The 14,014-nt window shown below is 40.8% G+C and carries 16 protein-coding genes; 7 read left to right on the top strand and 9 right to left on the bottom strand.

Going from position 1 to position 14,014, the window contains the following annotated elements:
• The first annotated feature begins 80 nt into the window (after positions 1-80).
• From K7X70_RS01140 to K7X70_RS01130, 3 genes are all read left to right on the top strand, one after another.
• Complete coding sequence (locus tag K7X70_RS01140) at positions 81-1,622, top strand: DUF4394 domain-containing protein (protein ID WP_222535348.1); 1,542 nt, start codon at positions 81-83, stop codon at positions 1,620-1,622.
• A gap of 144 nt (positions 1,623-1,766) precedes the next feature.
• Positions 1,767-2,072, top strand: coding sequence for a YbaB/EbfC family nucleoid-associated protein (locus K7X70_RS01135; RefSeq protein WP_062546437.1), 306 nt, complete (start codon positions 1,767-1,769; stop codon positions 2,070-2,072).
• A 32-nt stretch (positions 2,073-2,104) separates the two neighbouring features.
• Positions 2,105-2,782: a metal-dependent hydrolase gene (locus K7X70_RS01130; RefSeq protein ID WP_222535347.1), complete on the top strand. Its 678-nt coding sequence runs from the start codon at positions 2,105-2,107 to the stop codon at positions 2,780-2,782.
• Positions 2,783-2,873: 91 nt separating this feature from the next.
• Here the strand turns inward: K7X70_RS01130 and polA are convergent, their stop codons facing one another.
• Complete coding sequence (gene polA, locus K7X70_RS01125; protein WP_222535346.1) at positions 2,874-5,687, bottom strand: DNA polymerase I; 2,814 nt, start codon at positions 5,685-5,687, stop codon at positions 2,874-2,876.
• 197 nt (positions 5,688-5,884) lie between these two features.
• Here polA and K7X70_RS01120 point away from each other — a divergent pair, with 197 nt between their 5' ends.
• Entirely contained in the window at positions 5,885-6,577 is a 693-nt protein-coding gene (locus tag K7X70_RS01120) for a hypothetical protein (protein WP_255606856.1), read from the top strand.
• 20 nt (positions 6,578-6,597) lie between these two features.
• Here K7X70_RS01120 and K7X70_RS01115 read toward each other — a convergent pair whose 3' ends face one another.
• The 4 genes from K7X70_RS01115 to trmB form a co-directional block, all read right to left on the bottom strand.
• A complete protein-coding gene (locus tag K7X70_RS01115) occupies positions 6,598-7,158 on the bottom strand; it encodes a DNA-3-methyladenine glycosylase I (RefSeq protein WP_222535345.1) in 561 nt (186 codons plus the stop codon).
• Positions 7,159-7,248: 90 nt separating this feature from the next.
• The gene (locus K7X70_RS01110; RefSeq protein ID WP_187667187.1) at positions 7,249-7,590 is read right to left on the bottom strand and encodes a carboxymuconolactone decarboxylase family protein; all 342 of its coding nucleotides are present in this window, start codon (positions 7,588-7,590) and stop codon (positions 7,249-7,251) included.
• Between the two features lie 144 nt (positions 7,591-7,734).
• Positions 7,735-8,061 carry an MGMT family protein gene (locus tag K7X70_RS01105; RefSeq protein WP_222535344.1) on the bottom strand — a complete coding sequence of 109 codons (327 nt, stop codon included), beginning with the start codon at positions 8,059-8,061 and terminating at the stop codon, positions 7,735-7,737.
• A gap of 70 nt (positions 8,062-8,131) precedes the next feature.
• Complete coding sequence (gene trmB, locus K7X70_RS01100) at positions 8,132-8,782, bottom strand: tRNA (guanosine(46)-N7)-methyltransferase TrmB (RefSeq protein WP_222535836.1); 651 nt, start codon at positions 8,780-8,782, stop codon at positions 8,132-8,134.
• 94 nt (positions 8,783-8,876) lie between these two features.
• Here trmB and fcl point away from each other — a divergent pair, with 94 nt between their 5' ends.
• Positions 8,877-9,806, top strand: a complete 930-nt coding sequence (gene fcl, locus K7X70_RS01095) for a GDP-L-fucose synthase (RefSeq protein ID WP_222535343.1) — start codon at positions 8,877-8,879, stop codon at positions 9,804-9,806.
• 74 nt (positions 9,807-9,880) lie between these two features.
• Positions 9,881-10,813: a hydrogen peroxide-inducible genes activator gene (locus K7X70_RS01090; protein ID WP_222535342.1), complete on the top strand. Its 933-nt coding sequence runs from the start codon at positions 9,881-9,883 to the stop codon at positions 10,811-10,813.
• Between the two features lie 117 nt (positions 10,814-10,930).
• Here the strand turns inward: K7X70_RS01090 and K7X70_RS01085 are convergent, their stop codons facing one another.
• The 3 genes from K7X70_RS01085 to K7X70_RS01075 form a co-directional block, all read right to left on the bottom strand.
• Positions 10,931-11,536 carry a superoxide dismutase gene (locus K7X70_RS01085; protein WP_222535341.1) on the bottom strand — a complete coding sequence of 202 codons (606 nt, stop codon included), beginning with the start codon at positions 11,534-11,536 and terminating at the stop codon, positions 10,931-10,933.
• A gap of 82 nt (positions 11,537-11,618) precedes the next feature.
• Positions 11,619-12,092, bottom strand: coding sequence for a nucleoside deaminase (locus K7X70_RS01080; protein WP_222535340.1), 474 nt, complete (start codon positions 12,090-12,092; stop codon positions 11,619-11,621).
• A complete protein-coding gene (locus K7X70_RS01075; protein WP_222535339.1) occupies positions 12,093-12,428 on the bottom strand; it encodes a tRNA-binding protein in 336 nt (111 codons plus the stop codon).
• A 133-nt stretch (positions 12,429-12,561) separates the two neighbouring features.
• Here K7X70_RS01075 and K7X70_RS01070 point away from each other — a divergent pair, with 133 nt between their 5' ends.
• Positions 12,562-13,746: a class I SAM-dependent rRNA methyltransferase gene (locus K7X70_RS01070; protein WP_222535338.1), complete on the top strand. Its 1,185-nt coding sequence runs from the start codon at positions 12,562-12,564 to the stop codon at positions 13,744-13,746.
• Here the strand turns inward: K7X70_RS01070 and K7X70_RS01065 are convergent.
• Complete coding sequence (locus K7X70_RS01065) at positions 13,743-14,000, bottom strand: DUF6814 family protein (RefSeq protein WP_222535337.1); 258 nt, start codon at positions 13,998-14,000, stop codon at positions 13,743-13,745. The two genes, K7X70_RS01070 and K7X70_RS01065, sit on opposite strands and share 4 nt — an antisense overlap.
• Positions 14,001-14,014: the final 14 nt, after the last annotated feature.

Raw genomic sequence — 14,014 nt, 5'->3', positions numbered from 1 at the left:
CCATAAAGGAGTCAGGAACAACAAAACCGGACTAAGTTTTTTTGCGTAGGTATCAATAACCTATCATAAAACACCTATCTATGAAAAACTTTAACATAAAAGGGATTCTCCTAAAGAAATCCTTACTGGTTATGCTCGCTGTCATGGCAAGCATCACCGCCTGCAAGAAAGACAAAAATACCATCATCGATCCGCCAACAATGCCTGTTTCAGGCCCAGATCAGGTTTTCTACACCTTATCCAACAACAACCTCCTTAAATTTAATGCAAAAGATGTCAGCACAGCAATGTCTACCGTTGCCATTACCGGACTTGCATTAAACGAAAAGATTTTGAGTATCGATTTCCGTCCTGCTACAGGAGAACTTTACGGGGTAAGTAACACTAGTAAGCTATTTGCGATCCGATTAAATGGGATAGCCAGAGCCATTGGAACAGGCTTTAGTCCGGCGATTAACGGAACTGCGGTGAGCATAGATTTCAACCCAACTGTAGACCGTATCCGTCTGATTACCAACACCGGACAAAATCTTAGACTTCATCCAGAAACAGGCGCTGTAGCTGCTACAGATGGCAATATCAATGGGGTGACCAATCCAAACATCTCTGGTGCAGCTTATACCAATAGCAAAGCTGGAGCCGCAGCTACCATACTTTTCGACATCGACCTGACCAGCAAAAAGCTATATAAGCAAGATCCACCAAACGATGGAAAACTTGTAGAAGTTGGCGCTTTAGGCGTAGAAATAGGCACTAGTGCCGCATTTGACATTTCAGCGGACAATACAAAAGCGCTTGCAGCTGGCACTGTTGCCGGTGTCTCCAGCCTTTATACCATCAGCCTGGAAACCGGTAAAGCAACCCTTGCAGGGAAATTCCCAACTGCCAGTCCAGTTGAAGGCCTGGCGATTCCTACAGATCCAGTAGCCTATGCGGTAGACAATGCCAACAACTTTTTAATTTTTAACCCGATGAGTCCGGCAAGCCTGGTTTCTAAGCCAATTACAGGATTAGCACCGTCAGAAACCATATTGGGCATCGATTTCAGACCTGCTAACGGCCAGATTTATGCTTTAGGAAGTTCCAGCAGACTCTATACCGTGAATACTGCAACAGGCGCCTTCACCGTAGTTGGTTCTGGAGTATTGACTACACTGTTAACCGGCAGCAGCTATGGCTTTGATTTCAATCCTACTGTAGACCGGATTCGTGTGGTAGGCAATGATGGTCAGAATTTACGATTACATCCAGAAACTGGCGCTGTAGCCGCTATAGATGGAATCTTGAAACCAGGAACTCCGTCTGTAAGTGCCGCAGCCTATACCAATAACTTTGCTGGTGCCACAGAAACTGTGCTCTTCGACATTGACCATGCCACCGATAAACTGTACAAACAAACGCCGCCAAATGACGGGACTTTAGTAGAAGTTGGCAGCCTGGGCATCAATGTGGAAAGCACCAATGGCTTTGACATTGGCAGTGCTTCAGGGACGGCTTACGCCATCTTTACTGTTGGCGGTGTCAATAAAATATATACGATTAACCTGACTAGTGGTGTAGCCACCTCGCTGACTGATTTTCCAAGAACAGTGACCGGAATGACCGTTGGTTTAGGCATGTAACCTTCTTTTATCTACTTATGACTACAGCTGTATCCTGTCGGATACGGCTGTTTTTTTTAATTGTCCTCCAGGAAATCTTCACATAAAATGATTTCTTTAAACCAATTTCCCTTAATTTCGTTGTTGTAATAAATAAACAAGCTTATGTTCGATAAATTAATGGCTGCACAAAAGCAAGCCGAAGAGATAAAAAAGAGATTAGATACGGTTTCTGTTTTTGGTGAAGTAGAAGGTGGTGCCATCCGCATTACAGCAACAGCTAATAAAGCCATTACTGCAGTAGAAATCGAAGAAGAATTTTACAAACAAGCAGATAAAGAAGAATTAGAAGAACTGCTGTTAACTGCCATCAACAAGGCTTTAGCACAAGCGGAACAAGTAAGCGCGCATGAAATGCAAGCCGCTACACAGTCGATGATGGGTGGCCTTGGCGGTCTGTTTGGCCAATAGTCATTCGTTTTAAACCTTAATTTCATAGCCTCATGAAGTATACTTATTATGGTCAATCTTGCTTTTTATTAGAAGCAGATGGCAAGAAATTTCTTTTTGACCCATTTATTAGCCCGAATGGACTGGCGAAACACATTGACACCACCAAGATCGAAGCAGATTACATTCTGGTGAGTCATGGACATGGTGATCATGTGGCCGACCTGGTGAGTCTGGCTAAACAAACAAATGCAGTAGTGATTGCTATGCCCGAAGTGATTGGCTGGGCGAAAGCACAAGGCGTAACCAATACACACGATATGAATTATGGTGCTCAGAAATTTGAGTTCGGTAAGTTAAGAATGGTATGGGCCGCGCATTCCAGCTCTATGCCTGATGGCAGTTATGGTGGAAATCCTGCGGGATTTGTATTGGAAACTGGCGGAAAGACTATTTATTTTGCCGGAGATACTTCTCTGACGGTAGAAATGAAATTGCTTGCAGAACTTTACAATTTAGATTATGCGATTTTACCGATTGGTGGAAATTACACAATGGATGTAGATGATGCACTCACCGCTACGAAATATTTTGACTGTAATAAAGTAATTGGAGTACATTACAATACGTTCCCAGTGATTACTATTGACACGGAAGAAGCAGTTGCAAAGTTCAACAGAGAGAATAAAGTGTTGTTATTGCCAGCAATTGGCGAAACGATTGACCTGTAAAGGCGTATAGAGGCTTTTTGAAGGAGCCAATTGATAATTATCTTTTATAACAAAGGAGGCATGTCGTCGATTGGCACACCTCCTTTGTTATTTAATGTGCTTCCAGCCAATTGTTTCCTTCACCGATTTCTATTTCAATCGGCACAGTAGTCTTTATCGCTGTTTTCATGCGGTGGGTAATGATCTTTTTCATGGCTTCCACTTCCGTTTTTAACACATCAAAGACTAGCTCATCATGCACTTGCATGGTCATTTTTGATTGCAAGCCCTGATCCTGAATATCTTTATGGATGTTTAGCATGGCTACTTTGATCATATCTGCTGCAGAACCTTGGATTGGCGCATTGATGGCATTTCGCTCTGCAAAACCGCGTACAGTTTGATTGGCAGAGTTAATGTCTCTCAGGTACCTTCTTCTGCCGAGGATGGTTTCTACGAAGCCATTTTCTCTGGCGAAGTTCATGGTATCTGCCATGTAGCGCTGAATTCCTGGATATTGTTCAAAATATTGTTCAATAATAGCAGCGGCTTCTTTTCTTGGAATGCCAAGGTTCTGAGACAATCCGAAAGCAGATTGACCGTAGATAATTCCAAAGTTTACCGCTTTAGCATTCCGACGCTGATCTGAAGTTACTTCTTCAATGGTGATGCCATATACACGTGCAGCAGTTGCCGTATGGATGTCAATTCCTTTATTAAAGGCGTCCAGCATGTTTTCTTCCTTGCTGATTTCGGCAATAATTCTCAGCTCTATTTGAGAATAATCCGCAGAAAGTAAGATGTGGTTTTCATCTCTTGGGATAAAAGCTTTACGAACTTCTCTACCGCGATCACTGCGAATAGGAATGTTCTGCAGGTTAGGGTTGTTAGAACTTAACCTTCCTGTAGCCGCTACAGCCTGATTGTAGCTGGTATGTACCCTTCCTGTTTTTGGATTTACCAACAATGGTAAGGCATCTACATAGGTCGATTTCAGCTTTTGTAATTGGCGGAAATCAAGGATGTCTTTTACAATATCACTTTTGCTGGCCAGTGCCAATAACACATCTTCTCCGGTTTGATACTGTCCGGTTTTAGTTTTTTTAGCTTTAGGATCCAGCTGTAATTTATCGAAAAGTACTTCTCCAAGCTGTTTAGGTGAAGCGAGATTAAAGGTAACGCCACACTTCTCGAAAACATTCTGCTCAAATTTTCTGATGTCGATTTCCAGTTCTTTTGAATAATTATTAAGGGTATCTACATCGATTCTAACTCCTTCTTTTTCAATCGCAGCAAGGACATAAACTAAAGGATTTTCTACATCCCTGGCCAGATCTTCTACGTTCAGTTCCTTTAACATCGGTCTGAAAACATTCGCCAGCTGCAAAGTCACATCTGCATCTTCCGCAGCATAATCTACCACTTGCTCTACTGGGACGTCTCTCATATTCCCCTGATTTTTTCCTTTTGCTCCTATCAGTTTTGTGATAGAAATTGGGGTATAACCCAGGTAATTTTCAGAAAGGACGTCCATGTTGTGTCTGGTATCCGGATCAATCAGGTAATGCGCCAGCATGGTATCAAAAAGTTTTCCTTTGATATGAATACCATACCATTTCATGATCAGAATATCATATTTGATGTTCTGCCCGATCTTTTCAATGTTTTCATTTTCAAGAACACCTCTGAATTCTTCCAGAATTGCTGATGCTTCTGCTCTATCTGCAGACAAAGGAATATAATAACCTTCTCCAGGTTTGGTGCTGAAAGAAATTCCAACCAAGTCTGCAAGATTTGCATCTGTACCGGTAGTTTCCGTATCGAAGCAAATGCTTGCTTCCTTTTCCAGCTGTGCGATCAATGACTTGCGCAAGTCCGGAGTAGCTAACAGTTGATAATTGTGTGTGGTATTTTCTATTGTTTTTGACGCAGGTGTTTCTTCAGAGAAGGTTGGAGCAGACACAAATGTGCCGGTCTTACCTGCTGGCTGATCCACTGGGCTGCCAAATAAGTCGATTTGCTGAGAAACAGATGCTTTCGCCTCATTCACATTAAACTCTTCTCCAAAAACACGTTTACCGATGGTTCTGAATTCCAGTTCTGCAAATAATGGCTCTAATAATTCACGGCTCGGAGACTCTATTACCAGTTGATCTGCGTTAAATTCTACCGGAACATCCAGGATGATGGTTGCCAGCTTCTTAGACAATAAACCTTGTTCTGCATAAGCCTCTACGTTTTCACGTTGTTTTCCTTTTAGCTCATGGGAATTCGCGATGATGTTTTCCATTGAGCCATATTTCTGGATCAATGATTTCGCCGTTTTTTCTCCAATGCCTGGAATACCCGGGATATTATCCACTGCATCACCCCATAGACCGAGGATATCAATCACTTGCTTTACATCTTCAATTTCCCATTTCGCTTTCACCTCATCAACACCCATGATTTCCATTTCATTCCCCATACGAGCAGGTTTGTAAATGAAAATATTTTCAGACACCAGTTGGGCGAAATCTTTATCGGGAGTCATACAGTACACGGTGAAACCTTGTTTTTCGCCTTCTTTTGCTAAAGTTCCAATGATGTCATCTGCTTCAAAACCGTCTTTGGTAATGACTGGAATTTTAAATCCTTCAATCAGCTTAAAGACATAAGGTAGAGCGGCAGACAAATCTTCCGGCATTGCTTGTCGGTGCGCCTTATACGCCTCGAAATCGGTATGTCTCTCTGTAGGAGCCTCGGTATCAAAAACCACAGCAATATGACTTGGTTTTTCCTTTTTCAGCACCTCCATTAAGGTGTTTGCAAAACCCATCACTGCCGATGTATTGATTCCTGTGGACGTAAACCGGGGGTTTTTACTCAATGCAAAGTGTGCTCTGTAAATGAGCGCCATGCCGTCAAGAAGAAAAAGTTTTTTCATCAGTATTCGTTTTTTATTGATTAGGATGCGATCATCAGCTGCTGATCCTCCATTACATGTATACTTTATTATTGGACGATTAGCTGATAGACTATTACATCCATATCAGCAACAACCGCATCGGATAAAGGTACTAATACTTAAATAATTGTTTGTCATTATCCATAACAACAGCAAATAATTTCCGTTATTTGATCATGATGAAAACGATAAAGACCTTAGGCCTGTTTGTTTTACTAACGATTGCAGGTATTGGCGCAATGGCGCAAGATATTATTGTGTTTTCTCCGGGAAATTTTGTTAGAGGGACAATCCAGGGGACTAACTATTCCTCTGTAGTCTTCACAAAAGACGATGAATCTGTCGTTCAATATAAAGCCTCAGAGATCCAGGAATTTGTTTGGAATGGCGCAACTTATGTAAGTAAGCCAATTACTGTCAATAAAAAAACACAGCACAGGTTTTTCAAAATCATTGAGTATGGGTCCATTAACTTGTATTCTATAGGCGGAAACGTTCTTGTTGATCCTCCAGCGGCTAAAAAAACGCGGATTATACCAAGTATTGGCATTGGCGCTGGAACAGGTACCTTCGGTAGTGGTGTAGGGGTTGGTGCCGGGATTACCATTCTGGGTGGGCGCAACCAAGAGCCACCTGCAAAGAAAATGATGCCTGCAACATTTTTTATGGAGAAGCCAGGTACTGGCCGCTTAATGGAAATGCCTGTTGATGGAGCGGGCTTAGCCGAAAACAATCAGCGGATCAAAACGGTATTGCTAGAACAATTAGGTGATGATGCGGATCTGGCAGAAAAGATAAAAGCGACAGAAAACTTTGATTCAAAGTCAATTATCGCTTTTGTAACGGCTTATAATGAAGCGCATAAATAAAGGCTGTTTGTAGCAGGCACTTACTTACTGATACAGCCGGCAATATGGTCATTAACCATACCGGTGGCTTGCATGTGCGCATAGCAAATCGTTGTTCCAAAGAACTTAAATCCGCGCTTTTTCATGTCTTTACTAATGGCATCAGATATTTCTGTGCGTGCAGGAACATCACTTAAAGACTTGACAACGTTAACAATCGGCTTTTTTCCTGGAATAAATCCCCAGATAAAATCCGAAAAAGATCCAAATTCTTTTTGGATCTCGATGAAAAGACGGGCATTGTTGATGGCTGCTTTTACCTTTAACCGGTTCCTGATGATCCCTGGATCATTCATTAGACGCTCCTCATCTAATTCCGTAAAAGCGGCAACTTTTTGAACATCAAAATCAGCAAAAGCAGCCTTATATCCGGCCCTTCTTTTTAAAATAGTGATCCAGCTGAGCCCAGCCTGTGCGCCTTCAAGAATTAAAAATTCAAAAAGCGTTTGGTCGTCATAAACAGGCTTTCCCCATTCCTCATCATGGTATTTTACATATAAAGGATCGGTACCACACCACCCGCATCTGATAATTTCTGACATCTTTTGATCAATTAATATTTTTTGGAGGCTTTTTAATTCTTTGGAAGCTACTTAATTAATGGCTATACCCATTGTCTAAATTCCTAAATACTATTGACTCAATTCGTCCCAGTATTCAACCGCTCTTCTGTAGTGAGGAATTACAATCGACCCTCCAACTAGATTTGCAATCATGAAAACTTCATTGATTTCTTCATTACTGACCCCTTCATGAAAACATTTTTCCAAATGATATTTAATGCAATCATCGCAGCGTAATACCATCGAAGCTACTAAACCCAACATTTCTTTGGTTTTCACATTTAATGCGCCTTCCGCATACGTGGTGGTATCTAATGCAAAAAAGCGTTTGATATTTGTATTTGCAGTCTCCATAATCCTATCATTCATTTTAGAACGATAGTCGTTAAATTCTTCTACTAATTTTCCCATAATCAGTTAATCCTATAGATTTATTATTTTACGTTATTTAAAAAGAACATCTTCTTGGCAAAGGAACATCATTTTAATGCGGAACCCTCTTTCTGTTAAGAGAATTCTCTCTGACTACATAACTGCTTAGCGTTCCAGCATAGATTAAAGTTCCAATAAAGGGTTCCAGAGCAAATTTTTAAAATTCTGCACCTTATCATTCTTCACCACAATACCTTCCGCTTCCAGTAGCTCCTGCATCATTTCCGGCGTTTTAAAATGAAACTTACCAGTGAGCAGTCCCGAACTATTCACTACCCGATGAGCGGGAACAGCTGGATGCGCGGCACCGGCGGTACTCATGGCATATCCGACCATACGGGCAGAGCCACCAGCGCCTAAACTTTTCGCAATTGCACCATAAGAAGACACCCTTCCTTTTGGAATTAGCCTAACCAATTCAAAAACCTGGTCATAAAATGATTGCTCCATCCGATGATTTTTAATTTTTAACTCTTCAAAACAAACGGTGTTCTAAAAAGAACAGACCATTCCAGCAGTATTATTCAAATGAGAACTGTATATAATTGATATTTTTATCATGTTTCAAGTAAATACGCTCGTAATGTGTTTTTATTTTTAGAACGTCATCATAATACTCAGAAGTATACAAATGATCTGTTTTCTTATGGCAGATCAAGCCTAATTCTTCCACTTTTTCAACGGTATACATATATAAACCATCATTATCTGTTTTCAGGTTTACTCTTCCACCAGGTTTAAGCAAGATTTTGTACATATCCAGAAAGCGATCATAAGTTAATCTTTTCTTTTCTCTGCTGTCCTGCGGCTGAGGGTCAGGAAAAGTAATCCAGATTTCATCTACTTCTCCATTTTCAAAGTATTCAGTCAGATCTTCGATTTGAATCCTTAGGAAGGCCAGGTTTTCAATATTTTCATCTACCCCTGTTCTTGCGCCTCTCCAGATGCGATTTCCCTTTAAATCAATCCCGATGAAGTTTTTCTCCGGAAAGAATTTCGCCATATTAACTGAATATTCTCCTTTACCGCAGGCCAGTTCCAATACAATTGGCTTTTCATTTTTGAAATGATCTGATCCCCATTTACCCTTCAAAGGTTTTCCTTCTTCCATTTGATAGACATTGGAAAAAGTATCTATCTCTGCAAATTTTCTTAATTTATCTTTACCCACTACTAAAATATTTTTATGCAAAAATACAATTAAATCAGTCTCTTAAAGATGATGCGAACTATTTCGTAATTTTGTTCCTATAATCGAATTGTAATTGGAAAAGAACGCAAAAATATATGTAGCTGGCCATCGCGGTATGGTTGGCTCAGCAATCTATCGTAAACTGGAAAAGGAAGGGTATACTCAGCTGATCACCAGAACCTCATCGGAACTTGATCTTCGCAATCAACAGGATGTAGCCGACTTTTTTGCAGCAGAAAAACCGGAATATGTTTTCCTTGCCGCAGCCAAAGTAGGTGGTATTATTGCCAATAATACTTACCGGGCAGACTTTTTATATGAAAATCTTTGCATTCAGAACAATGTGATTCATGAGGCTTACAAAACCGGGGTTACTAAGCTGATGTTCTTAGGATCGAGCTGTATTTATCCGAAACTAGCACCACAGCCATTAAAAGAAGACTATCTACTGACAGGCCTTTTGGAAGAAACCAATGAGCCTTATGCGATTGCTAAAATTGCTGGAATCAAAATGTGCGAAGCTTACAGGGCGCAGTATAACTGCAATTTTATCTCTGTCATGCCAACCAATCTATACGGTTATAACGACAATTATCACCCACAAAACTCGCATGTGCTGCCTGCATTGATCCGTAAGTTTCATGAAGCAAAGGTAAATGGCAGTGCAGAAGTAAACATTTGGGGTTCTGGATCACCTATGCGCGAGTTTCTTTTTGCAGACGATCTGGCAGAAGCTTGTTATTTCCTGATGCAAAATTATGATGAAGCTGGATTCCTGAATATCGGAACCGGAATAGACCTGAGCATCAAAGACCTTGCTTTATTGATCAAGAAAGTGATCGGTTTTGAAGGAGAATTGACATTTGACAGCAGCAAACCAGATGGCACACCCCGTAAACTAATGGATGTTTCTAAACTACATGCACTAGGCTGGAAACATAAAGTAGAACTGGAAGAAGGCATTAAATTGGCCTACCTGGACTTTTTAGCCAAACATATTTAAGTCACAAGCAAACTCCACTTAAGATCATATAGTTTAAATTGATATCTTTGTTAAACTAGATAAATTTAAGCTATATGACTTTAGTTCAACTGGAATATATTGTTGCCGTAGACACCTACAGAAGCTTTGTTGGCGCCGCAGATAAATGTTTTGTGACGCAGCCCACCTTAAGTATGCAGGTACAAAAACTGGAAGAAATGCTGAATGTCAAGATTTTTGACCGCAGCAAGCAACCCGTAGTCCCTACAGAAATCGGCGCCCAGATTATCGAACAGGCCAGACTGGTACTCCAGGAAAGTCAAAAGATCAAGGAAATTATCAGCAGTCAGCAACAGGAGGTTGTGGGAGAACTTAAAGTAGGGATTATTCCTACGGTAGCCCCCTATTTATTACCCAGAGTGATCTCAGGCATGATGGAAAAATTCCCCGACCTGAAACTTTTAATTTGGGAATATACCACGGAAGACATCATCCACCACCTTAAAACAGGTGTATTAGACTGCGGCATTCTAGCCACTCCCCTTGCCGACAGCCACCTTAATGAGCTCCCGCTTTACTATGAAAACTTTGTGACTTACATCAGCAAGAACAGCAAGCTCTATAAAAAGAAAACAATTGATGCCAATGACCTGGAAGAAGAGAACATCTGGTTATTAAATGAAGGACACTGTATGCGTTCTCAGGTATTGAATATTTGTAGGTCTACCAAAGACAATCGCCTTCAGGGACTAACTTATAACACTGGAAGCGTAGAAACACTGATCCGAATGGTGGATGTGAATAATGGGGCTACTTTACTCCCTGAGCTGGCCTTAACAGACCTGAATGCTAAACAACTCAGTAAAGTGCGCCATTTTAAATCGCCAGAACCAGTTAGAGAGATCAGCTTGGTTACCCATAAGAATTTCATTAAAAAACGCATGTTGAACGCCTTAAAAGAAGAAATTCTAGCAGTAATTCCAAAGGCTATGAAACAAAAAAAGAGAAAAGACGTAGTTGGGATTTAAGCTTCCTAAACGGGAAAACACTTTATGATGGTGCTCAATAGAACTGGAAAATCAATGCTGAAAACAAAGAAAGCCTGTAAGGAGATCCCTACAGGCTTTCTTTTTAAAACGCGTTGACTATGCTTTTTTGAAACGAGCAGCAACTGCATCCCAGTTTATTACATTCCAGAAAGCTGAAATATAATCAGGACGTCTGTTTTGATATTTTAAGTAGTAAGCATGTTCCCATACGTCCATACCCAATAGTGGAGTACCTTTTACTTCAGCGATATCCATTAATGGATTATCTTGATTTGGAGAAGAAGTAACCGCTAATTTTTTATCAGCAGTAACGATTAACCAAGCCCATCCTGAACCAAAACGAGTAGCACCAGCTTCAGCAAATTTAGTTTTGAAATCAGCGAAAGAACCGAAAGCAGCATTGATTGCTTCTGCTAATTCTCCTTTAGGCTCGCCACCTTTATTTGGGCCTAAAATTTCCCAGAATAAAGAGTGATTATAGTGACCACCACCATTGTTTCTTACTGCAGCAGGAAACTTAGAGATGTTTTTAATGATTTCTTCGATGCTTTGATTCGCTTCTGGTTTACCTTCTAAAGCTTTGTTTAAGTTGGTAACGTATGCTTGGTGGTGCTTACCATGGTGAATTTCCATTGTAAGTTTATCAATATGCGGTTCTAGTGCATCTGTTGCGTAAGGTAACGCAGGTAATTCAAAAGCCATATTATTATATTTTAAGGTTAAATATTATTTCTTGTACAAATATAACATTCAAACGTTAGTTTTTGTTCAATTCTTTGTCAAGTTAGCCTCTTTTGTTAGCGAAAAAACGTGTCATCAGCGCCCCGCATTCCTGTGCAAGTACCCCGCCTTTCAATTCTGTTTTTGGATGAAGAAGGCTGGCATTTTTAGAGGTAAAGCCACGTTTTGGTTCTGTGGCACCATAAACAAGTCGTCCGATCTGTGTCCAATAGCTGGCACCCGCACACATGACACAAGGCTCAATCGTAACATATAAAGTGCAGTCTTTTAGGTATTTGCCTCCTAAAGTCTGGGCAGCAGCCGTAAATGCCTGCATTTCCGCATGCGCGGTTACATCGTTCAACTGTTCGGTGAGGTTATATCCACGACCAACAATTCTTCCTTTACACACGATAATTGCCCCAATTGGGATCTCTTCCGCCTCATATGCTTTTTGAGCCTCCTGCAAAGCGAGGCGCATATAATGCTCATCTTCGGCAGCAGGGTTCTCTTCTTCTGAAAAATTAAAATAACTCATTTATATCATTTTACTGCCATTCGGCACGGTACCATTTAATGTGGTCAGCACAATATCTCCATCCTCATCCGCGAAACCTGTGACCAGGAATTCCGACATAAACTTACCGATCTGTTTTTTAGGAAAATTGACGACACCTACAATTTGCTGACCTACCAGTTCTTCTTTTGAATAGTGTTTCGTTACCTGCGCACTACTCATCTTTATACCATAGTCGCCGAAATCTACTTTCAGCTTGTAAGCAGGCTTTCTGGCCTCCGGAAAATCAAATACTTCCAGCACCGTCCCTGCACGAAGTTCGACTTTTTCAAAATCATTCCAGGTTATTTCTTCCATCCGCTAAAATTACAACTTATTGCCAAAACCTCAAGCCCTTTCCTTGAAGTCTGAGTTTGTGAATATTAATAGGCTCTTTTATCGACCAAATCCACCAAACTAAAAAGAGCATTGTTTTTCCTAACTTTGCAGCATGATTGATGTAATACTTAAAAAAGGAAAAGAAAAAGCGGCAATGCTTCACCATCCCTGGATTTTTTCAGGAGCAATTGATAAGATTAAGGGAAAACCAGAAAATGGTGAAATCGTTAAAGTTTGTTCTGCAGCCGCAGAATTTCTTGCCTATGCGTATTACAATGCCGAATCCAGGGTAGCATTGAGGTTAATGGAATGGGACGAAAGTAAAACCATTGACAAATCATGGTATCAATTGAAACTTCGCGATGCGATTGCTGCCAGACAGCATTTACTAAATGAAGATACCAATACCTGCAGATTGGTTTTCAGTGAGGCAGACTTCCTTCCTGGACTAATCGTAGATAAATATGCAGACTTCCTTTCGCTGCAAATACTGAGTTCAGGAATGGAAAATGCGAAAAAGGAACTAATTGAAATCTTAATTGAAGAATTAAGTCCAAGAGGTATTTTTGATAAAAGTGACGCTGGTGCGCGTAAACATGAAAATTTAGAAGCGACACAAGGTTTACTTTGGGGCGAAACACCGCCAGAATTCATTGAAGTTAAAGAAAACGGAATCGCTTATCATATCAATATTGCCGACGGACAAAAATCTGGTTTTTACTGCGATCAGCGTGATAACCGTGATATTCTTGCTGCTTACAGCAAGGATAAAAACGTACTGGACTGCTTCTGCTACAGTGGTGGTTTCACTTTAAACAGCTTAAAAAAGGGTGCTGCGCATGTAACCAGTGTAGATAGCTCTGCTTTGGCAATTGAAACGTTAAAGCATAACCTGGAACTCAATGGCCTGGATCCTGCACGTCAGGAAAGCATTCAATCAGATGTCAACAAACAACTGCGCATTTTCAAAGAAGAAGGCAAAAAGTTCGACATTATCGTATTGGATCCACCAAAATATGCGCCTTCCCGTTCTGCATTAGACAGGGCTGCAAGAGCTTATAAAGACCTGAACAGGTTAGGCATGTTACTGCTTGAAAAAGGTGGTTTATTGGCGACTTACTCTTGTTCTGGAGCAGTAGACATGGAAACCTTCAAACAAATCATTGCCTGGGCTGCTTTAGACGCAGGAAGAGAAGTTCAGATCCTGAAACAATTCAACCAACCAGAAGACCATCCGGTAAGGGTTTCTTTCCCTGAAGGAGAGTACCTGAAAGGTTTGTTATTAAGAGTACTTTAGTCGGTGGCTTCTTTGGAACCTTCAGACAGTTGATCATATTCCCCTTTCAGCGCATAATAGCCGAATATCACCAGGCCTGCGCTGATTGGGATAAAAATGAATAAGATAATCCCCCATTGCAGGGCAGTATTTGTCTTTTGCACCCCTTCAGCAGCCAAGCCTACTTTTTCATAAGCCTGCAAGAACAAAAAGATGATCGACGCAGGGCCCAATATCATCCAAAACAATCCTAATCCTTTTTTTAATCCATTCATAATCGTGTTTTTTT

Origin of the sequence: Pedobacter polysacchareus (assembly GCF_019802255.1) — a bacterium.
Lineage (GTDB): Bacteria > Bacteroidota > Bacteroidia > Sphingobacteriales > Sphingobacteriaceae > Pedobacter > Pedobacter polysacchareus.
The sequence above is the reverse complement of the archived record's forward strand: the minus strand, read 5'-3'. Positions and strand labels throughout refer to the sequence as shown.

Coding starts and splice junctions, on each gene's coding strand:
- K7X70_RS01140 (WP_222535348.1), top strand. CDS start 81: ATGAAAAACTTTAACATAAAAGGGATTCTCCTAAAGAAATCCTTACTG.
- K7X70_RS01135 (WP_062546437.1), top strand. CDS start 1,767: ATGTTCGATAAATTAATGGCTGCACAAAAGCAAGCCGAAGAGATAAAA.
- K7X70_RS01130 (WP_222535347.1), top strand. CDS start 2,105: ATGAAGTATACTTATTATGGTCAATCTTGCTTTTTATTAGAAGCAGAT.
- polA (WP_222535346.1), bottom strand. CDS start 5,687: ATGAAAAAACTTTTTCTTCTTGACGGCATGGCGCTCATTTACAGAGCA.
- K7X70_RS01120 (WP_255606856.1), top strand. CDS start 5,885: ATGATGAAAACGATAAAGACCTTAGGCCTGTTTGTTTTACTAACGATT.
- K7X70_RS01115 (WP_222535345.1), bottom strand. CDS start 7,158: ATGTCAGAAATTATCAGATGCGGGTGGTGTGGTACCGATCCTTTATAT.
- K7X70_RS01110 (WP_187667187.1), bottom strand. CDS start 7,590: ATGGGAAAATTAGTAGAAGAATTTAACGACTATCGTTCTAAAATGAAT.
- K7X70_RS01105 (WP_222535344.1), bottom strand. CDS start 8,061: ATGGAGCAATCATTTTATGACCAGGTTTTTGAATTGGTTAGGCTAATT.
- K7X70_RS01090 (WP_222535342.1), top strand. CDS start 9,881: ATGACTTTAGTTCAACTGGAATATATTGTTGCCGTAGACACCTACAGA.
- K7X70_RS01085 (WP_222535341.1), bottom strand. CDS start 11,536: ATGGCTTTTGAATTACCTGCGTTACCTTACGCAACAGATGCACTAGAA.
- K7X70_RS01080 (WP_222535340.1), bottom strand. CDS start 12,092: ATGAGTTATTTTAATTTTTCAGAAGAAGAGAACCCTGCTGCCGAAGAT.
- K7X70_RS01075 (WP_222535339.1), bottom strand. CDS start 12,428: ATGGAAGAAATAACCTGGAATGATTTTGAAAAAGTCGAACTTCGTGCA.
- K7X70_RS01070 (WP_222535338.1), top strand. CDS start 12,562: ATGATTGATGTAATACTTAAAAAAGGAAAAGAAAAAGCGGCAATGCTT.
- K7X70_RS01065 (WP_222535337.1), bottom strand. CDS start 14,000: ATGAATGGATTAAAAAAAGGATTAGGATTGTTTTGGATGATATTGGGC.